Source organism: Azospirillum sp. B2RO_4 (assembly GCF_051124815.1).
Lineage (GTDB): Bacteria > Pseudomonadota > Alphaproteobacteria > Azospirillales > Azospirillaceae > Azospirillum.
In genome coordinates this window covers 561,994-581,479 of sequence record NZ_CP118485.1, presented here as the reverse complement: position 1 = coordinate 581,479, position 19,486 = coordinate 561,994, and the positions used below count along the sequence as shown (strand labels likewise).

The window sequence follows — 19,486 nt, the reverse complement described above, 5'->3', positions numbered from 1 at the left end:
CACCTTTAGGCGCGGATTCCCTTCGGTCGGCAACGGTTAGACCGCAAAGTTTAATGCCGACGCCGGCCGGGCCGGGGGTTGGGTCCGGCGTGGTCCATCGTGAGGCTTTAAAACGCCTTCCGGCACGGCTATGGTCGCGCGCGCGTGGCTTTGAGACCCGCAAGCCTTCCCCGACCCAGCGCCCGAGACCCAGCGCCCGCATCCTCCGGAGAGTGCCGATGATCCCCCGCTATACCCGCCCCGAAATGGCCCGCATCTGGGAGCCGGAAAACCGCTTCCGCATCTGGTTCGAGATCGAGGCGCATGCCTGCGACGCGCAGGCCGAGCTGGGCGTGATCCCGAAGGACGCCGCCAAGGCGGTGTGGGAGCGCGGCAAGTGGGAGATCGACCGCATCGACGAGATCGAGCGCGAGACCCGGCACGACGTCATCGCCTTCCTGACCAACCTCGCCGAATATGTCGGCCCCGAGGCCCGCTTCGTCCACCAGGGCATGACCTCGTCCGACGTGCTGGACACCTGCCTCGCCGTGCAGATGACCCAGGCCGCCGACCTGCTGCTGGCCGACATGGATGCCCTGCTGGCCGCGCTGAAGCGCCGGGCCTACGAGCACAAGAACACCGTCACCATCGGCCGCAGCCACGGCATCCATGCCGAGCCGACGACCTTCGGCCTGAAGCTGGCCGGCCATTACGCCGCCTTCGCCCGCGGGCGCGAGCGTCTGGTCCAGGCGCGCCAGGACATCGCCACCTGCGCCATCTCCGGCGCCGTCGGCACCTTCGCCAACATCGACCCGCGGGTGGAGGAGCATGTCGCCGCCAAGCTGGGCCTGTCGGTGGAGCCGGTTTCGACCCAGGTCATCCCGCGCGACCGCCACGCCTTCTTCTTCTCCGTGCTGGGCGTGATCGCGTCGAGCATCGAGAATCTGGCGACGGAAGTCCGCCACCTGCAGCGCACCGAGGTCCGCGAGGCGGAGGAGTATTTCCACCCCGGCCAGAAGGGCTCGTCGGCGATGCCGCATAAGCGCAACCCGGTCCTGTCGGAGAACCTGACGGGTCTGGCCCGCATCGTGCGCTCCGCCGTCGTCCCGGCGCTGGAGAACGTCGCGCTGTGGCACGAGCGCGACATCTCCCACAGCTCGGTCGAGCGGATGATCGGCCCCGATGCCACCGTCACGCTGGACTTCGCCCTGGTGCGCCTGACCAGCATGATGGAAAAGCTGGTGGTCTATCCGGAGCGCATGCAGAAGAACCTGGACGATCTGGGCGGTCTGGTCTTCTCGCAGCGCGTCCTGCTGGCCCTGACCCAGGCCGGCATGAGCCGCGAGGACAGCTACAAGGCGGTGCAGCGCAACGCCATGCAGGTGTGGGAAAAGGGCGGCAACTATCTGGACCTGCTGTCGGCCGACCCCGACATCGCCAAGCACATCGGCCGCGACAAGCTGGAGCCGATGTTCGACATGTCCTACCACACCAAGCATGTCGACACCGTGTTCAAGCGCGTGTTCGGCGAGTGATCCGCTGATGGCGCGGGCCGTCACGGCGTCTTCCGCAGATCGGCAAATATTTGCCGGTGGATGACAAACGGCCCGGCCATACCTAATCTATCTCGAGAAGCACGTGCCCGGGCGGGGCAATCCTGAACAGAGCCCTGAACAGAACGAGGATTGGACCCATGGCGATGGAAGCCGCCACGATCGAAAAGCTCATCAAGGAAGGCATCCCCGACGCGGTCGTGGAGATCGCCGACCTGCGAGGCGACGGCGACCACTATGCCGCGCTCGTCACCTCCGCCGCCTTCAAGGGCAAGAGCCGGGTGCAGCAGCACCAGATGGTCTACGCGTCCCTGCAGGGAAAGATGGGCGGCGAACTGCACGCCCTGGCGCTGACCACCGCGGTGCCTGAGGGCGCCTGAGAACGGATGCCGGAAGGCGCCTGAACACAAGTCGTAACGGACAAGGCCGCGGCATTGCCGGGCCGAATCGGAAGGGTCATCGAGTCATGGTCGATCAGAACGTCGTCGAGCGTATCGAGCAGGACATCAAGAACAACGATGTCGTGCTCTACATGAAGGGGACCCCGGTGTTCCCGCAGTGCGGCTTCTCCGCCGCCGTCGTCCAGGTGCTGAGCCACACCGGCGTCAAGTTCAAGGGCGTCAACATCCTGGAGGATCCGGGCCTGCGCCAGGGTCTGAAGGAATACTCGAACTGGCCGACCTTCCCGCAGCTCTACGTCAAGGGCGAGCTGGTCGGCGGCTGCGACATCGTCCGCGAGATGTACGAGTCGGGCGAGCTGCAGACCCTGATGGCCGACAAGGGTGTCGCCACCGCCGCCTGATATGGCGACGGATTGGGGACCCAAAACGAGAAACCCCGCTCCGGCGGGGTTTTTTGTTGCGTGAAAGGGGTGCGGGGCGGGAGTGATGCCGGTTGCGCAGCCCGGCCATGTCAGCCCGGCCGCTGCCGGATTGCACAAACAATGTGCTAAACGGACGGTATGGTTCAGACCCCGCCGCCCGCCAAGGCCCCGACCTCCACAACCGCGGCGTTCGTCGCGGCGCTGGCCTCCTATCTGATCTGGGGGCTGGTCAACCCCGTCTTCTTCAAATCGCTGGGCAATGTCGGCGCGGTGGAGATCGTGGCGCACCGCGTGATCTGGACGGTGGTGCTGGTCGGCGTCGGCGTGCTGGCGACCCGCGGGCCGGCGGCTGTCGTCGCCGCGGTGGGCAGTTGGCGCCGGCTGGGAATTCTGGTGGTCACCACCCTGCTGGTCTCCGTCAACTGGACCGTCTTCATCTGGGCGGTGGTGAACAGCCGGCTGGTCGAGGCCAGCCTGGGATATTTCATCAACCCGCTGGTCAATGTGCTCCTGGGCGTGTTGTTCCTGCATGAACGGCTCAGCCGCGGCCGGATGCTGGCGGTCGCCATCGCCGCGGCCGGCGTCGGCAGCCTCGTCGTCAGCTATGGCGCCGTTCCGTGGGTCGCCCTGTCGCTGGCGCTGTCCTTCGGCTTCTACGCCCTGGTGCGCAAGAAGGCGGCCATCGATCCGGTGATCGGGCTGCTGGTCGAAACCGCGCTGCTGCTGCCGGTGGCGCTGGGCTATCTGCTGTGGCTGGGCGGCGGCGGGACCTTCGGCCATGAATGGGGCGAGAGCATCCTGCTGGTGCTGGCCGGGCCGATGACGGCGGTGCCGCTGGTTCTCTTCATGATCGGCGCGTCGCGGCTGACCATGACCACTCTGGGACTACTGCAATATGTCGGGCCGACCGGGCAACTGCTGCTGGGCGTGCTGGTCTATGGCGAGGCCTTCACCCAAAGCCACGCCATCACCTTCGCCTGCATCTGGGTGGCGCTGGCCGTCTTCACCGCCGACGCGGTCCACAGCCACCGCAGCACCACCCGCGCCGCCGCAGCCGCGGAGTAACCGCGGTTTACCGCGGCGTCAGGCCATGGGCGATGGTGTGGGCCAACGTGCCGACCATCGCGCAGATGCCGGCATCGTCGCGGCCGAACACGACCTGATCGAGGAAGCCCAGACCGAAGCTGAGCGTCGCGATGCCGGCCGCCACATTGGCGAGGTCGGCGTCGGCGGCGATGGCGCCCCGCGCGCGGAAGCCTTCCAGCCGTCTCAGCAGACAAGGGATGCGGCTCTGCGACAGGGTGCGGGCCATCTCGTCCGCCACCGCCTGATCGACCAGGGCACGGGCCAGCACGACGCGGGTGAAGTCGCGGCATTTCCAGCTGTGCTTCAACTGGGCGTGCAGGAAACGGGCGAGATCGGTTTCCAGATCCTCGTGCGGCGGCGGCAGGTCGCAGCCGCCCGATTCCTCGCGCCAGTAGCGCTCCACCACCGCCAGCAGCAGACCGCTCTTTCCTGAGAAATAGCGCTGGATCAGCTGTTCGTTGACGCCGGCCCGGCCCGCGATCTCGCGCGTCGTCGCCGCATCGAATCCGCGTTCGGCGAACACCAGCTTGGCGGCGTCGAGCAGCGCGCCCTCGGTCGCGGCGCGGTCGCGCTTGCGCGCCCCGCCTTCGCAGGCGCCCTCGGTGCCGTTGCCGGGGCAACAGCCGTCATCGTCCTTGCTGGTGGCGTCCTTGCTTGCGTCCAAAACCCGTCCCTCTCCGGTGCGTCCCGTCGGCTTCATAATAAGTATGCAGATACATACTTGACAAGCGGCGGGCTCTGGTTCAAGTATGTACTCACATACATACAAACCGATTTGCCCGACAGGGGCCAAGAGGGGGTAGTCCCGCCATGCCGCAAAGCACTGCAAAGCCTGATCTGTTCACCCCGTTGCGCCTCGGCGCCATCGAGTTGCCGAACCGCGTCGTCATGGCACCGATGACCCGCAGCCGCGCCGGCGAGGGCAACTGCCCGACCGCGCTCACCGCCGAATATTATGCGCAGCGCGCCTCGGCCGGCCTGATCATCACCGAGGCGACGCAGGTCTGCGACACCGCCCAGGGCTATCCCAACACCCCGGGCATCCACACCGACGCCCAGACGCTGGCCTGGCGCGCGGTGGCGGACGCCGTGCATGACGCCGGCGGGCGGATCGTCACCCAGCTCTGGCATGTCGGCCGCATCTCCCACCAGCGCTTCCAGCCGAACGGCGCCGCCCCGGTCGCGCCGTCGGCCATCGCGGCGAAGGGCCAGCTCTACACCGGCGCCGGCATGGAACCCTTCCCGGTGCCGCGCACCCTGGAGACCGCCGAGATCCCGGCCCTGGTCCGCCACTTCGCCGATGCGGCCAAGCGCGCGGTGTTCGATGCCGGCCTGGACGGCGTCGAGATCCACGCGGCCAACGGCTATCTGATCGACCAGTTCCTGCGCGACGGCACCAACACCCGCACCGACCAGTATGGCGGGACGGTGGAGAACCGCTGCCGCTTCCTGCTGGAGATCCTGGAGGCCACGGCCCATGCCGTCGGCGCCGACCGCATCGGTGTCCGCCTGTCGCCGACCGGCGTGTTCAACGACATGAAGGACAGCGACCCGCTGCCGCATTTCCTGGCGGTCACCAAGGCGCTGAACCCCTTCAACCTCGCCTATCTGCATGTGATCGAGGGGCGGCCCGGCCACCATATGGCTCCGCCGGAAGGCGCGCCGCATGTGGCGTCCGCCCTGCGCGCCGCCTTCAAGGGACCGTTCATCCTGAATGGCGGCTACAGCCGGACCGACGCCGACACCGCCCTGGCGAACGGCGAGGCCGACGCGGTCAGCTTCGGCGAGGCCTTCATCTCCAACCCGGACCTGCCCGTGCGCTTCCGTGCCGATGCGCCGCTGGCCGAACCGGATCGCACCACCTATTACGGCGGCGACGCCAAGGGCTACACCGACTATCCGGCCCTGGAATCCGTCGCCGCCTGACCGGATTGCGGTCCCACCACCCCGGCTGGACCGCAATTGCTCTCGATATTGAGAGCGCGTCGTGAGACGCAAATCCCCGCTGCCCCCGGCCCGGTTCCCCCCTGGGCCGGGGGCCTTTTTTATGCAGTTCCACCCTCACCATCGAGCCCACGGGCCAGTGCGGCGATGGTGCCGTAGCCGACCTGATCGGCCGGGTCGATCTCCGCCATCTTGGCGAGGATCGCCAGCGCCCTGTCGCGGTTGTGGCGGCGCAGTTCGATGAAGGCCAGCGCCTTCATGGTGAACAGGAAGAAGCGCGCCGGCCCGGCCGCCGTCCAGTCGGTGGAGCCCACAGTCAGCTGCGACCAGTCGGCCGGAAAGCCGCCCTGCAAGGCCGCGGCATCCAGCCCGATGCGGGCCACCCGCTCCGCCTCGCCCAGCTTCTTGCGGTTGAAGTAGAATTTGTAGAGCGCGTAGAAGACCGGCAGCACCCGCGGCCCCTTGCGGTGAGCCTCCCACAAAAGCGCCTCGCAGGCGTCGGGCACATCGCGGGCCTTCACCGCCTCCTGCAGCAGTTCGTCGATCTGTTCGGGCACGTCGCCGAAGGCCATGCGGCCGTTCGACATCCGGAGTTCGATCGGTTCGTCGCTCATCGCTTCCCTCGCCTGTATTTCCTGCTGACGCAATCAATCATCCGACGCACCGACGACGTCCCATGGTACGCGCGCGGGCACGGGGAAAGACCATAGAATTTTTGTGCGGCGAAGTGTCGCGGCTGTCGCAAAAGCGACACGCGTCAAACCCGACAAAAACGTTGGAAGACGAAACATTGTCGGACTCTCGCCACGCCATTTCGGCCCAACAATCAAGAAAAATCAATACCTTACCTGTTTGGCACGACCCTTGCTCTACTTCCCGTCAGATCGGCCGGCACCCCCGGCAACGCGGCTTGAGGAGGCGGGACATGGTGACTCTGACGGATGCGGCGGTTTCCACGCTGGAGCAGGTGCTGGCGAAGTCCGGTGGCACTGCGGCCGGCTTGCGGATCGCGGTCACCGACGGCGGCTGCGCCGGCCTGAAATACCAGATGGGCCTGGAGGCGGCGGCCGGCGACGACGATGCGGTGCTCAGCTTCGGCCCGGTCACCATCTTCGTCGACGCCAACAGCCAGCCCTTCCTCAGCGGCGTGGTGGTCGATTTCGTCGAGGGCATCGAAGGCTCCGGCTTCAAGTTCGACAACCCGAACGCGACAAGCAGCTGCGGCTGCGGCAAGTCCTTCTCGGCCGGTGAAGGCGGTGGCGGCTCCTGCTCGACCTCCTCGTCCAGCTGCGGGTCGTCGGCTCCCTACTCCACCCACTGATCCCGCCCCCGGACACTCTTCCCCTAGGCGCGCACCCCACGGAAAGGCAGCAGCGACATGTGGAACTACACCGACAAGGTCAAGGAACACTTCTTCAACCCGAAGAACTCCGGTGTCCTGGACACGGCCAATGCGGTCGGCGAGGTCGGCTCCATCACCTGCGGCGACGCGCTGCGTCTGATGCTGAAGGTCGATCCCGACACCCAGATCATCCAGGACGCGAAGTTCCAGACCTTCGGCTGCGGCTCGGCCATCGCCTCAAGCTCCGCCCTGACCGAGATGATCATCGGCAAGACGGTGGACGAGGCGCTGACCCTGACCAACCGCGACATCGCCGAGTATCTGGGCGGCCTGCCGCCGGAGAAGATGCATTGCTCCGTCATGGGGGCAGAGGCGCTGCGCGCCGCCATCGCCAACTACAAGGGCGAGGCGTGGGAAGACGACCATGAGGAAGGCGAGCTGGTCTGCAAATGCTTCGGCATTGACGCCGCCATGATCGAGCGCGCGGTGACCGTCAACGGCCTGACCTCGCTGGAGGAAGTCACCCACTACACCAAGGCCGGCGGCTCCTGCCAGACCTGCCACGAGAAGATCGAGGAGGTGCTGGAAGAGGTGCTGGCGAAGACCGGCGCCCTGAAGCCCGCCAAGAAGCACACCCCTGGCACCGTCGGGCTGGACGCCATCAAGCCGCTGGAACCCAAGGCCGAACCGGCCGTGGCGCCCAAGCTGACCAATGTCCAGCGCATGCAGGCCATCATGGCCGCCATCGAGGAGATGCGCCCGCAGATCCAACGCGACGGCGGCGACGTGGAACTGGTCGACATCGACGGCAAGGACATCTATGTGCGGCTCACCGGCGCCTGTTCCGGCTGTTCGCAGTCGGCGGGCACGATGATGGGCGTGCAGATGAAGCTGGTCGAGAAGCTCGGCGAGTTCGTGCGGGTCAAGCCCGCGTCCCTCATGCCGGCCCATGCGGGCTAAGGGGAGCACCAAGCCATGAGCCGCCAAACCATGAGCCAGGGCATCTATCTCGACAACAACGCCACCACCCGCGTCGATCCGGAAGTGCTGCAGGAGATGCTGCCGCTCTTCACCGAGCATTTCGGCAACCCGTCCTCGATGCACGGCTTCGGCGCCGCGGTCGGCGGCAAGATCGAATGGGCGCGCAAGCAGGTCCAGGCACTGCTGGGTGCCGCCCATGACAGCGAGATCGTCTTCACCTCCGGCGGGACGGAGAGCGACAACACCGCCATCCTGTCGGCGCTGGAGGCCTATCCGAAGAAGCGCGAGATCGTCACCAGCGTGGTCGAGCATCCCGGCGTGCTGGCGCTCTGCGAGTATCTGGAGAAGAAGCGCGGCTGCAAGGTCCACCGCATCCCGGTGGACAACAAGGGCAACCTCGACATCGAGGCCTACCGCGCAGCATTGTCCGATCAGGTCGCCATCGTCTCCATCATGTGGGCCAACAACGAAACCGGGACGATCTTCCCGGTGGAGGAACTGGCGCGCATGGCGAAGGAGGTCGGCGCCCTCTTCCACACCGACGCGGTGCAATCGGTCGGCAAGATCCCGATGAAGCTGGCCGACAGCGCCATCGACATGCTGTCGCTGTCCGGCCACAAGCTGCACGCCCCCAAGGGCATCGGCGCGCTGTACGTCAAGCGCGGCCTGCGCTATCGCCCGATGCTGCGCGGCGGCCATCAGGAACGCTCGCGCCGCGCCGGGACGGAGAATGCGCCGGGCATCGTCGGGCTGGGCGCCGCCGCCCAACTGGCGCTGGTCCATATGGGCGACGAGAACACACGGGTGAAGGCGCTGCGCGACAAGCTGGAACAGGCGATCCTGGCGGCGGTGCCGAGCTGCTTCGTCACCGGGAACCCGGACAACCGCCTGCCCAACACCTGCAACATCGCCTTCGAATATATCGAGGGCGAGGCGATCCTGCTGCTGCTGAACGAGGCCGGCATCGCCGCGTCGTCCGGCTCCGCCTGCACCTCCGGGTCGCTGGAGCCCAGCCACGTCATGCGCGCCATGGGCGTGCCCTACACCGCCGCCCACGGCGCCACCCGCTTCTCGCTGTCGCGCGATACGACGGAGGAGGAGATCGACCGGGTCATCGCCGTGGTGCCGGGCATCATCGCCAAGCTGCGCAGCCTGTCGCCCTATTGGCAGCAGGACGCCGGCAAGGCGAAGGAGTTCGCGCCCGTCTATTCGTAACGCTTCCGCGCGTTACACCGGAATCGCAGGCCGGGTCGATGGCCCGTCCCGGCACCCCGCCCGACGACACCCCGTCGGGGCGGGTCCCCGGCCCGGCCTGCGACACTTCTCATGGGGGCAGTTCTCCCCCCTCGCGCGAGGTGCCCCCATGCCCACCACCTTCGCCACCATCAACGACACCACGCTGCGCGACGGCGAGCAGACCGCAGGCGTCGCTTTCACGCTCGACGAGAAGATCGCCATCGCCAAGGCGCTCGACGCCGCCGGCGTGCCGGAACAGGAGATCGGCATCCCCGCCATGGGCGAGGAGGAGCGCGAGGGCATCCGCGCCGTGGCGTCGCTGGGGCTGAAGGGCCGGCTGATGGTGTGGTGCCGCATGCACGACACCGACCTGAAGGCGGCACTGTCCTGCAATGTCGGCTTCGTCAACCTGTCGATGCCGGTGTCCGACATCCACATCACGAAGAAGCTGAAGCGCAGCCGCGCCTGGGCGCTCGCCGAGATCGAGCGCAAGGTCAAACAGGCGCGCGACCATGGGCTGGAGGTCAGCGTCGGCGGCGAGGATTCCTCCCGCGCCGACATGGATTTCCTGATCGCCGCCGCCACGGTGGCGCAAGAGGCCGGCGCCCGCCGCTTCCGTTTCGCCGACACGCTGGGCGTGCTCGACCCTTTCCAGACGCGCGCCTGCATCGAACGGCTGCGCCGGGCCACCGACCTGGAGATCGAGATCCACGCCCATGACGATCTGGGCCTCGCCAACGCCAATTCGCTGGCCGCGGTGCTGGGCGGCGCCACCCATGTCAACACCACGGTGAACGGTCTTGGCGAGCGCGCCGGCAACGCGCCGCTGGAGGAGGTGGTGGTGTCGCTGAAACACCTCTACCACATCGACAGCGGCGTGGAGACGCGGTCGCTCGGCGCCATCAGCGATCTGGTGGAGCGGGCCTCCAACCGGCCGGTGGCGGTCAACAAGTCGATCGTCGGTTCCGCCGTCTTCACCCACGAGGCCGGCATCCATGTCGACGGCCTGCTGCGCGACCGCGCCACCTACCAGAATTTCGACCCGGCCGAGGTCGGGCGCGAGCACCGGATCGTGCTGGGCAAGCATTCCGGCACCGCGGCGGTGAAGCTGGCCTATGAACGGCTGGGCATCGCCTGCGACGACGCCACGGCCCAAGCGGTGCTGCCGCGCGTCCGCGCGCTTGCCACCCGCGCCAAGCGGCCGCCGACGCCCGAGGAACTGCACGCCTTCCTGGAGGCGGCGATATGACCCGATCCAAAAGCTCTCTCGGTATTGTCGCCTTGCTCCGCGAGGACGTCGCCTGCGTGTTCGACCGCGACCCGGCGGCGCGCAACGTCCTCGACGTGCTGACCTGCTATCCCGGCATCCATGCGCTGGTGATGCACCGCTTCGCCAATGCGGCGTGGCGGCGGGGGTTGCGCTGGCCGGCACGCTTCCTCTCATATGTGGCGCGCGCGATCACCAACATCGACATCCATCCCGGTGCCGCCATCGGCCGCCGGTTCTTCATCGACCATGGCGCGGGCGTGGTGATCGGCGAGACGGCGGAGATCGGCGACGACGTGACGCTCTATCATGGCGTGACGCTGGGCGGCACCTCCTGGACCAAGGGCAAGCGGCACCCGACGCTGATGGACGGCGTGCTGGTCGGCGCCGGCGCCAAGATCCTGGGGCCGATCACCGTCGGCGCCAACGCGCGGGTCGGCGCCAATTCGGTGGTGACCAAGCCGGTGCCGGACGGCATGACCGTGGTCGGCATCCCCGGCCGGGTGGTGCGGCCCGAAACGCAGCGGCAACTGTCCGGCCATCAGCTGTCAGATCACGGCATCGACCTGGAGCATCATCTGATGCCGGACCCGGTCGGCAAGGCCATCGCCTGCCTGATCGACCACATCAACCGCATCGAAGCCCGGCTGGAAGCCCACACCGCAACGGAAATGTCACAGTTTCCTGCTAGAAACATCAGCCTTTCGGAATTTCGGCTGAGCGATATACGTTTGGACGGTGTGGCCTGCAGCTCTTGCGGCAACATCTGCGACCAGGAGGGCTGCGGCCCCTCCCCTTCCACCCAGCAGCATGCGTGAGGAGCCTTCGACGATGAGCGATTTCACCGACGACCTCGACGATCTGGAAACCGCGGAAGACTTCCTGCGCTTCTTCCACGTCACCTATGACCAGCGCGTGGTCAACGTGAACCGCCTGCACATCCTGCAGCGCTTCCACGATTACCTGTCGGCGGACAATGGGATGGAAGGGCTGGACGACGACGGCATGTCGTCGCGCTACCGCTTCCATCTGGAACGCGCCTATCAGGATTTCGTCGTCTCCAACGCCATCGCCGAGAAGACCTTCAAGGTCCACAAGGAGGAGGCGCGCAAGATGGCCGACCGCTTCGTCCCGCTGGACAGCCTGCTGGGATCGCCGGTCGGCTGAACCGCCGGCGCGAGCATTTTGACGGAGGGGGCGTCCGGCGGCGCCCCCTTTGCCGTCAGTGGATCTTGCTCTCGTTCCGGCCGCCGTCACGCCGATAGACATGGACGTGATAGGCCGCCATCGGATTCTCGTCGATGTAGCGCAGCAGTTCCTGCTCCGTCCGCGGCGTGGCGTCGCGGATCAGCACCTGCCAGGCGGGCTCCATCGTCGCGCGCATGGTCTCGTCATGGGGCAGCATGATGAAGCCGGCCCATTCCGGATCGAAATCCGCGAGATAGCTCTTGGTGTAATGCTTCATCATCGCCGCGTCGTTGACGTTGACGCTTTCCATGTTTTCGAAACAGACTCGCAGGTCCATCGCCGGTCTCCTCATGGAAAAGGGAGCGGCCCCGCCGGCCATCCGCAATGGACAGGCGCGGGTCCGCAATGCTCGCTGGTAAGAACAGCCCTGGGACAGAGATGGTGCGCCCGGCGGGTGAAAAACAAGGGTGCGGCGACATCCTGCGACGCTTCCGTTCCGTCATCCATGCATCCGGCGCAGGCTGAGCCATTGGTCATAATCCTGCGCTTTTTGGTTTGCCGATCATCCTGCTCCTGTAAAATCGCTGTGACAGCCCTCAAGCGATCACGATGACAGATCTCACGCCTGCCTCCGACGCTCCCCTGCGCATCCTCATCGTTGAAGACGAGAGCCTCGCCGCCATGGCGTTGGAGGAAATTCTCGGGATGCTGGGATTCGCCGTCGTCGGGATCGAGGACAATGCCGAAGACGCGATCGAGGCGGCCGAGCGGCTGCGTCCGGACATCGTGATGATGGACATCCGCCTGCTGGGGCCCCGCGACGGGATTGAAGCCGCGGCGGCGATCCGCGAGCGGACCGGCATCCGCTGCATCTTCACCTCCGCCTTCGGCGACCCCGAGACGCGCCACCGCGCCGCGGAGTGCCATCCCTTCGGCTTCGTCCGCAAACCCTACTTCCCGGCCGAACTGCAGCGGGCGCTGGGGCAGGCGGCGGAGACGTTGAAAGGGCGCTGACTTACCCCCCACCAGACAAATCGGCCCCCGCGCAAGACCGCGCGGAGGCCATCCAGTTCCGGGGGAAGACATCAAAAAGACGCGATCAGCCGAACTTGTAGCTGATGCCGTAACCGCCGCGCGGATAGTCCCAGGCGATGTTGCCCTTGTCCTGGCAGACGACGCGGCAGGTGCCGCATTCCAGGCAGCCGTCGGTCACCAGCGTCACGCCGCCCGTCTCGTTCTTGCTGTAGCAGGCGGCCGGGCAGCAGAAGGTGCAGGCCTGTTTCTCACAGCTCTGGCAGGCCTCCTCGCTCTTGATCTGGATGTGCGGCCGGCTTTCATCGACGATGTAGCGGTTCTGATAAAGTTTCTCTTCGACCTTGACCATGATGCTCATCGCACGGCCCTCACCAGCTTGATTGCGTCACCGACCAGTCCCATCACCGAGCGGCGCTTGATGAAGGACTTCATGATCTGCTTTTCCTTCGACTTCTTGTCGATGCTGTCCACGGTGAACCAGTTGTGGGCCGCCGCGGTGATTTCGTCGGGATAGGCGCCGAAGAACTGCTTGTTGCCATGCATGATGCCGGGCAGCTCGCGATACTTCTTCAGGTCCTTCATGATGAAGCTGTCATCGAGCTTCTTCTTGTAGGCGGCCAGGTTCGACGCGCTGTAGCCCTTGCCGGCGGTCTTCAGCTCGATCACCGTCTCCGCCGCCATCCGGCCCGACGCCATGGCGAGGTTGGAGCCTTCGCGGTGGGCGGCGTTGTTGAAGTGGGCGGCGTCGCCGACCACCATCCAGCCGTCGCCGTAGAGCTGCGGAACCGCCTTGTAGCCGCCTTCCGGGATCATGTGGGCGGCATATTCCTTCATCTCCGCCCCTTCGATCAGCGGCTTGATGACGGGGTGGTTCTTCAGATCCTCCAGCATCTTGTAGGGCGGGCAGTCGCCGTTCTTGAAGTCGGAGATCAGGCAGCCGATGCCGATCGTCAGCGATTCCTTGTTGGTGTAGAGGAAGGCGGTGCCGACCATCCCCTTGGTCACCTTGCCCATGATCTCGATGACGACGCCTTCGTCCTCCTTGATGCCGAAGCGCTGCTGGATCAGCTCCGGATCGATGAAGAGGATTTCCTTGACCGCCAGCGCCACATTCTCCGGCGCCGCTTCCACCTGAAGGCCGGCGCGCTTGGCCAGCAGGGCGTTGACGCCGTCGGCCATGATGACGACGTCGGCGTGGATTTCCCCGCCCTCGCGGTCGGTGCGCACGCCGATCACCTTGCCGGACGGGTCGCGGATCAGCTCCGTCACCGTGGTCTCGCAGATCTGCAGGCCGCCGACCTTGCGGATCTGCTCGCCCCACCATTTGTCGATGTTGGCGCGGATGATGGTGTAGCGGTTCGGCTTGTCGCTGTTGAAGGCTTCCGACCGATAGTTGGTGCCGACATAGCTGTCGTCGCCAAGCAGCCAGACGCGCTGTTCGATGATGTGACGCTCGGTCGGGCAATCGTCCCGGAAGTCCGGGATGATCTTCTCCAGCTCATGCGAATACATGATGCCGCCCTGGACGTTCTTGGCGCCGGGATATTCGCCGCGCTCAAGCTGCAGGACCTTCAGCCCCTGCTTGGCCAGGGTGTAGGTGGCGGCGTTGCCGGACGGGCCGGCACCGATGACGATGGCGTCGAACTTTTCGACCATGTCGACAGGCTCCTTTCTCGTCCGGCGGTCAGCCGGCCATGCGGTTGACGGACAGGCGGCGGCCGAAGGCATCGGTCAGCGCCGGCAGGATCTTCAGCGCGTCGCCGACCAGCCCGAGATGGGCGAAGTCGAAGATCGTCGCGTTGGGATCGGTGTTGATCGCCAGGATCAGGTCCGACTTCTCCATGCCGACCCGATGCTGGATGGCGCCGGAGATGCCGGCGGCGATGTAGAGCTTCGGCCGCACCGTCTTGCCGGTCTGCCCGACCTGACGGTCGTTGGTGGCCCAGCCGGCCTGGACCAGCGGGCGGGTCACCCCGACCTCGGCGCCCAGCACCTTGGCGAGGTCGAAGACCAGCTTCATGTTCTCAACCTTGCCCAGCCCCTTGCCGGCCGACACGATGATGTCGGCGAAGGCCAGCTGCGCCTCGTTCTGTTCGCGGTCGGCGATGAAGTTCAGGACCTTGGTGACGATGTCCTCTTCGCGCAGGTCCGGCTGGATTTCGACGACGCGGCCGGTGCGGGCGTCGTCGCGCTCCGGCATCGCCATCACGCGCGGGCGCACCGTCGCCATCTGCGGCCGGTAGGCCAGCGTCTGGATGGTGCAGAGCAGCGTGCCGCCGAAGGTCGGCCGGGTGGCGGCCAGCGAGCGGTTGTCGGCGTAGATGTCCAGTTCGGTGCAGTCGGCGGTCAGGCCGGTCGCCAGCGTGGTGGCGATGGCGCCCGCCAGATCGCGGCCCAGCGTGGTGGCGCCCAGCAGCACGATCTCCGGCTTGTGGGTGTTCACCACCTCGGTCATGACGCGGCAATAGGGATCGGTGCGGTAGTCGGCCAGCGCCGGGTCGGTCACCTTGTAGACGATGTCGGCGCCATAGCTGATGGCGTCGCCGCAGATGCGGTTCAGGTCGGGGCTTTCGGCGCCCAGCACCACGGCACCCACCTCCACACCCAGCTTGTCGGCCAGCTTGCGGGCTTCGCCCATCAGTTCCAGCGACACGGAATGGACGATGCCGCGCTCCTGCTCCACGATCACCCAGACGTTCTTGTAAACCTTCAGGTGTTCGGGAAGCTGGAACTTGCGGCCCTGGGGCTTGCTCGGTTCGCTCATCGTCGGGTCTCCCGCGGATGGATCGTCAAAGCCCGGCCGCGGCGCGGGCGAGCAGATCGTCGGCCAGCTTGGGCTGGGCGGCGAAGATGGCGTCGATGGCGGCGGTGGCCATCGCGTCGGGGGTGTCGGATGCGGCCTCGATCATCTTGGCCTTCTCGGCCCGCGGCTTCGGCACGAACACCTTCGACACCACGGTGGGCGAGCCCTTCAGCCCGACGCGGCCTTCCTCGGCGCCGGTGAAGTCACGGCTCCAGGTCTTCAGCTCGTAGCGGGCGGCGCGGAACAGGTCGTCCATCTTGCCGAAGCGGATGGTATTGGTGCCTTCCAGCATGGTGATCATGCAGGGCAGCTTGGTCTTCAGCACCTGCACGCCGCCTTCGGAGCGCCGCTGCACCACGATCTCCTTGGACGCGGTGTTCAGGTCCTCGATCTTCGTGATGTAGGTCAGCTGCTCGAAGCCGAGGCGGGTGGCGATGCCGGGGCCGACCTGGGCGGTGTCGCCGTCCACCGTCTGCTTGCCGCAGAAGACGATGTCGACCGGTTCCTCCTCCGCCAGCTTCTGGATGGCGGAGGTCAGGGCGTAGGAGGTCGCCAGCGTGTCGGAGCCGGCGAACTTGCGGTCGGTCAGCAACACCGCGTCGTCGGCCCCCAGCGACAGCGCCTTGCGCAGCGAGGTCTCCGCCATCGGCGGCCCCATGGTCAGCACGGTGACGCGGGCGCCCACCTTGTCCTTCAGCCGCAGCGCCTCTTCCAGCGAGAACAGGTCGAAGGGGTTGATGATGGCGGGCACACCCTGCCGCATGATGGTGTTGGTGACGGGATGGATGCGGATCTGGGCGCTGTCGGGCACCTGTTTGATACAGACGACGATGTGCATCCCGTTCTCCTTGGCTTCCGCTCTCGCTGTGACGCGCATGTGGGTTTGGGGCCGGCACCGGGCCGGGATACGCCCAGAACAGCAAGCGGCGTGCCAGCCGGCGGATGTCGGCCAAGTCACGGGAAATACAGGATTTTCTGATCAGCGCGATACACCGTACACTTGTCGCAAAGGCGACAAGGGGACGCGCATGTCGGTTTCGCTACAGCCCCGGCGGGTGGGGGATCAGACCGCCTCGATATGGGCGATGACGCGGTCCAGTTGGACGCCGACACGGGCGACCTGGGCGGCGATGCCCTCCAGCCGCCGGTCGATCACCGCCAGTTCCACCGCCTCGGCGGCAGCGGCGAGGTCGCGGGCGCCGACGGTGCGCGAGGACCCCGCCAGCTTGTGCGCGGCCTGCCGCACCTCGTCCCAGATCTCGCCGGCCAGCGCGTCCGTCAGCCAGCGGTGCGAGGCGCTGTTGGAGGTGACGAACTCGCCCAGCAGATGCCGGACGAACTCGCCGTCGCCGTCGAACAGCGCGGTCAGCGCCTCCAGGTCGAGCGGCGGCAGGTCGAGCGGCGGCAGGTCAACTGACGGCAAATCGACGACTGGAGAGGTTGGCGGAGATGCCGGCTGATAGGTGGGTTGCGGCAACCCGCTGGTCATCGCTCCCATGCTTTCCGAAATCCCGCAAGGGCCCTCCCCGTCCCAGCCATTGCCGTCCATCGGGGGCAGGAAACGGTCGACCACCCGGCGCAGGTCGGCGAGGCTGACCGGCTTGGCCAGCGTGTCGTCCATGCCCGACGCCAGGCAAAGCTGCGCCTCGTTCTCCGTCGCGTTGGCGGTGATGGCGACGATGGGCAGACGGGTGTCGGTCCCGGTCTCCGCCTCGGCGGTGCGGATGCTGCGAGCCAGTTCCATGCCGTCCATCTCCGGCATCTGGCAGTCGGTCAGCAGCAGGCCATGGCCGCCGGCCCGCCACATCACCAGCGCCTGGGCGCCGTCCTCCGCGGTCTCCATCACGTAGCCGAGAAGGGTCAGCTGGCGCTGGATGACCTGACGGTTGGTCGGATGATCCTCCGCCACCAGGATCAGCCGGCCCTGCGCCCGCGCCTCCTCCACCGTGGGCAGGCGGCGCGGGCCGGCGGCCGGGGTGGCGGGCTCCGGTTCGGGATGGCGATCGGTCCGGCCGCCCTCCCCCGCCGCCATCCGCCCGGCGGCAGCCAGGATGGCGCGGACCAGCCCGAGACGCCGCACCGGCCGGCCGAGCACCACGGTCCCGGCGCCGGACGCGCCCAGCTCCGCCGCATCGCCAGCGCTCAGCGCGTCGCCGCCGATCAGCACGCGCCCGCGCACCCGGCCGCGCGGGTCGCTGTCCAGCGCCGCAAGGTCGGTGCCCAACGTGGAGACCAGCACGTCGCAGGCGGCCGTCGGCAGCAGGGTGCGCAAGGCCGCGTCGGCGTCGGCCGCCTCCACCAGCTGTGCGCCGTCGGCGTTCAGATAGCGGGCGAGGAAGCCGCGCTCCTGCGCATCCGCCGCCAGAAGCAGCACGGTCACCCCCTGCAGCGGCGCCCGCTGGGCCGCGGCGGGCTCGGCAGCCGGCACCAGATCGGCGGCGAAGGTGAACCAGAAGGTGGAGCCGACATTGACCTCGCTGGTGACGCCGATGTCGCCGCCCATCAGTTCGGCCAGACGGCGGCAGATCGACAGCCCCAGTCCGGTGCCGCCGAAACGCCGGGTGGTCGATGCCTCCGCCTGGGTGAAGGGGTGGAACAGGCGAACCTGATTTTCCCTGGAGATGCCGATGCCGGTGTCGGTCACCGCGACGCGGATGGTGACGCGATCGCCGTCGAAATGCGCCAGCTCCACCCGCATGGTCACCGAACCGGACTGGGTGAACTTCACCGCGTTGCCGGCGATGTTGAACAGCACCTGCCGGATGCGGACCGGATCGCCGACCACCTCCGCCGGCAGATCGGGGTCGATGTAGGTGACCAGCGACAGCCCCTTGGCCCGCGCGCCCGGCGCCAGCGTTTCCGCCACCCCCTCCACCACATTGGCGAGGGAGACCGGCACCCGCTCCAGGTCGAGCCGCCCGGCCTCGATCTTCGAGAAGTCGAGGATGTCGTTGATGATGGTCAGCAGCGCGCCGGCCGATTCCCGCACCACGCTGACCAGTTCGCGCTGGTCTCCGGTCAGGCTGGTGTGCTCCAGCAGTTCCAGCATGCCCTGGATGCCGTTCATCGGCGTGCGGATCTCGTGGCTCATCGTCGCCAGGAACAGCGACTTCGCCTGATTGGCCGCCTCCGCCTCCGACCTCGCCGCCTCCGCCGCCTCGCGCGCCGCGACGAGGTCGCGCGTACGTTCCGCCACCTGGCCCTCCAGGCTGCGGTTCAGCTCGGTCAGTTCCTCGTACAGGTGGACGTTGTCGAAGCCGATGGCCACCTTGGCGCAGAACACCTCCAGCAGCCGCCGCTCGTCCGCCGTCAGCGCCCGCCCATGGCCGAGATACACCGCCGTGTCGTGCCGCCGGGTGGCGGAGCGGAAGACCAGAACGCTGTGACCGCGCTCGTACCGGTTGCGGCCGTCGGCCAGCGCCGCCGTCACCGCCTGCACCGCGTCGGGCGGCAGGGCCAGGAACAGCGGCGTCCCTTCCATTCCGACATGGCAGCCGGCGCCGCCCAGCACCAGCGGTTCCGCCGGCCGCGGCCCGTCGGACAGGCGGCTGACCAGCGCCACCCCGCCCACCGTCATTCCATTGGCCGGCGGGCAGACGCCGACGATCTGCGCCACGGCATGGCGCACGAACTCCGCCATCGTCCGCTTGCCCAGCAGGGTGGAGGAGGAGTCGAGGATGCGCTCCAGACCCTCGCGATGGTCCTCGATGGCGGTGATGTCCTGATAGCCGCGCAGAGCCGCGACGACGGAGGTGAACAGCTTCTGCGCCGTCAGCTCCGTCTTCGATTTGTAGTCGTTGATGTCGTAGCTGAGGATGACGTCGCGTTCCGGCGCCTGCCCCGGCTGGCCGGTGCGCAGGATGATGCGCACACGGCGGTTGCTCAGTTCGTTGCGGATGTAGCGGACCAGACGCAGGCCGGCATCGTCGGATTCCATCACGACGTCCAGCAGGATCACAGCGATGGCCGGGTTGTCGCGCAGCACCCCGCGCGCCTCCGCCGCGGTGGCGGCCGACAGGAACTGCGCCGGACGCCCTTCGAAGGCGAAGCCGCGCAGCACCATCTTGGTGGTGGCGTGGATGGCGGGGTCGTCGTCGACGATCAGGATCAGCCAGGGTTCGACCGGTTCGGCAGCCTCGGCCGCCACCTCGACGGCGGGCTCCTCCTCCGCGAACAGGAATTCGTCGCTCATCACGGTCCCCCGGCGAAACAACCGCGCTTTTTCCACCCCGGCGCGCGGGCGACCTTA

The 19,486-nt window shown here is 67.1% G+C and carries 20 protein-coding genes; 12 read left to right on the top strand and 8 right to left on the bottom strand.

The window, feature by feature from the left end:
* The first annotated feature begins 218 nt into the window (after window positions 1-218).
* The 4 genes from purB to rarD all read left to right on the top strand — a co-directional run bounded on the left by purB (window position 219) and on the right by rarD (window position 3,420).
* Window positions 219-1,514, top strand: a complete 1,296-nt coding sequence (gene purB, locus PWS46_RS02695) for an adenylosuccinate lyase (RefSeq protein WP_109076368.1) — start codon at window positions 219-221, stop codon at window positions 1,512-1,514.
* Window positions 1,515-1,672: 158 nt separating this feature from the next.
* Window positions 1,673-1,912: a BolA family protein gene (locus PWS46_RS02690; RefSeq protein ID WP_012973287.1), complete on the top strand. Its 240-nt coding sequence runs from the start codon at window positions 1,673-1,675 to the stop codon at window positions 1,910-1,912.
* An 86-nt stretch (window positions 1,913-1,998) separates the two neighbouring features.
* Window positions 1,999-2,334, top strand: coding sequence for a Grx4 family monothiol glutaredoxin (gene grxD / locus PWS46_RS02685; protein WP_085088255.1), 336 nt, complete (start codon window positions 1,999-2,001; stop codon window positions 2,332-2,334).
* A 159-nt stretch (window positions 2,335-2,493) separates the two neighbouring features.
* On the top strand, window positions 2,494-3,420 hold the full coding sequence (rarD, locus tag PWS46_RS02680; protein WP_434617680.1) for an EamA family transporter RarD: 927 nt from the start codon (window positions 2,494-2,496) through the stop codon (window positions 3,418-3,420).
* Window positions 3,421-3,427: 7 nt separating this feature from the next.
* Here rarD and PWS46_RS02675 read toward each other — a convergent pair whose 3' ends face one another.
* A complete protein-coding gene (locus PWS46_RS02675) occupies window positions 3,428-4,105 on the bottom strand; it encodes a TetR/AcrR family transcriptional regulator (protein ID WP_434617677.1) in 678 nt (225 codons plus the stop codon).
* 146 nt (window positions 4,106-4,251) lie between these two features.
* On the opposite strand from PWS46_RS02675, the gene PWS46_RS02670 reads away from it, so the two are divergent.
* Window positions 4,252-5,367 (top strand): alkene reductase, encoded by a 1,116-nt coding sequence (locus PWS46_RS02670; RefSeq protein WP_434617674.1) that lies wholly within the window; start codon window positions 4,252-4,254, stop codon window positions 5,365-5,367.
* A 119-nt stretch (window positions 5,368-5,486) separates the two neighbouring features.
* Here the strand turns inward: PWS46_RS02670 and PWS46_RS02665 are convergent, their stop codons facing one another.
* Window positions 5,487-5,999: a hypothetical protein gene (locus PWS46_RS02665; protein ID WP_434617671.1), complete on the bottom strand. Its 513-nt coding sequence runs from the start codon at window positions 5,997-5,999 to the stop codon at window positions 5,487-5,489.
* A gap of 311 nt (window positions 6,000-6,310) precedes the next feature.
* On the opposite strand from PWS46_RS02665, the gene PWS46_RS02660 reads away from it, so the two are divergent.
* The 6 genes from PWS46_RS02660 to nifW all read left to right on the top strand — a co-directional run bounded on the left by PWS46_RS02660 (window position 6,311) and on the right by nifW (window position 11,378).
* Entirely contained in the window at window positions 6,311-6,706 is a 396-nt protein-coding gene (locus PWS46_RS02660) for a HesB/IscA family protein (RefSeq protein WP_434617668.1), read from the top strand.
* A 57-nt stretch (window positions 6,707-6,763) separates the two neighbouring features.
* On the top strand, window positions 6,764-7,687 hold the full coding sequence (gene nifU / locus PWS46_RS02655; RefSeq protein ID WP_434617665.1) for a Fe-S cluster assembly protein NifU: 924 nt from the start codon (window positions 6,764-6,766) through the stop codon (window positions 7,685-7,687).
* 15 nt (window positions 7,688-7,702) lie between these two features.
* A complete protein-coding gene (gene nifS, locus PWS46_RS02650) occupies window positions 7,703-8,923 on the top strand; it encodes a cysteine desulfurase NifS (RefSeq protein ID WP_434617662.1) in 1,221 nt (406 codons plus the stop codon).
* A 148-nt stretch (window positions 8,924-9,071) separates the two neighbouring features.
* The gene (nifV, locus tag PWS46_RS02645) at window positions 9,072-10,193 is read left to right on the top strand and encodes a homocitrate synthase (RefSeq protein ID WP_434617659.1); all 1,122 of its coding nucleotides are present in this window, start codon (window positions 9,072-9,074) and stop codon (window positions 10,191-10,193) included.
* On the top strand, window positions 10,190-11,029 hold the full coding sequence (gene cysE / locus PWS46_RS02640; RefSeq protein WP_434617657.1) for a serine O-acetyltransferase: 840 nt from the start codon (window positions 10,190-10,192) through the stop codon (window positions 11,027-11,029). Before nifV ends, cysE begins: the two co-directional genes overlap by 4 nt.
* A 13-nt stretch (window positions 11,030-11,042) precedes the next feature.
* Complete coding sequence (gene nifW / locus PWS46_RS02635; RefSeq protein ID WP_085088230.1) at window positions 11,043-11,378, top strand: nitrogenase-stabilizing/protective protein NifW; 336 nt, start codon at window positions 11,043-11,045, stop codon at window positions 11,376-11,378.
* Window positions 11,379-11,433: 55 nt separating this feature from the next.
* On the opposite strand, the gene PWS46_RS02630 is transcribed toward nifW, so the two are convergent.
* Window positions 11,434-11,736, bottom strand: coding sequence for a hypothetical protein (locus PWS46_RS02630; RefSeq protein WP_085088227.1), 303 nt, complete (start codon window positions 11,734-11,736; stop codon window positions 11,434-11,436).
* A gap of 272 nt (window positions 11,737-12,008) precedes the next feature.
* Between PWS46_RS02630 and PWS46_RS02625 the strand changes: the two genes are divergently transcribed.
* Complete coding sequence (locus PWS46_RS02625; RefSeq protein WP_434617652.1) at window positions 12,009-12,413, top strand: response regulator; 405 nt, start codon at window positions 12,009-12,011, stop codon at window positions 12,411-12,413.
* Window positions 12,414-12,498: 85 nt separating this feature from the next.
* Here PWS46_RS02625 and PWS46_RS02620 read toward each other — a convergent pair whose 3' ends face one another.
* The 5 genes from PWS46_RS02620 to PWS46_RS02600 form a co-directional block, all read right to left on the bottom strand.
* Entirely contained in the window at window positions 12,499-12,792 is a 294-nt protein-coding gene (locus PWS46_RS02620) for a ferredoxin family protein (protein ID WP_085088222.1), read from the bottom strand.
* A complete protein-coding gene (locus PWS46_RS02615; RefSeq protein WP_434617649.1) occupies window positions 12,789-14,090 on the bottom strand; it encodes an FAD-dependent monooxygenase in 1,302 nt (433 codons plus the stop codon). Before PWS46_RS02615 ends, PWS46_RS02620 begins: the two co-directional genes overlap by 4 nt.
* Window positions 14,091-14,118: 28 nt before the next feature.
* Complete coding sequence (locus tag PWS46_RS02610; protein WP_434617646.1) at window positions 14,119-15,198, bottom strand: electron transfer flavoprotein subunit alpha/FixB family protein; 1,080 nt, start codon at window positions 15,196-15,198, stop codon at window positions 14,119-14,121.
* 25 nt (window positions 15,199-15,223) lie between these two features.
* Complete coding sequence (locus PWS46_RS02605) at window positions 15,224-16,075, bottom strand: electron transfer flavoprotein subunit beta/FixA family protein (RefSeq protein WP_434617643.1); 852 nt, start codon at window positions 16,073-16,075, stop codon at window positions 15,224-15,226.
* A gap of 225 nt (window positions 16,076-16,300) precedes the next feature.
* Complete coding sequence (locus tag PWS46_RS02600) at window positions 16,301-19,429, bottom strand: DUF3369 domain-containing protein (RefSeq protein WP_434617640.1); 3,129 nt, start codon at window positions 19,427-19,429, stop codon at window positions 16,301-16,303.
* Window positions 19,430-19,486: the final 57 nt, after the last annotated feature.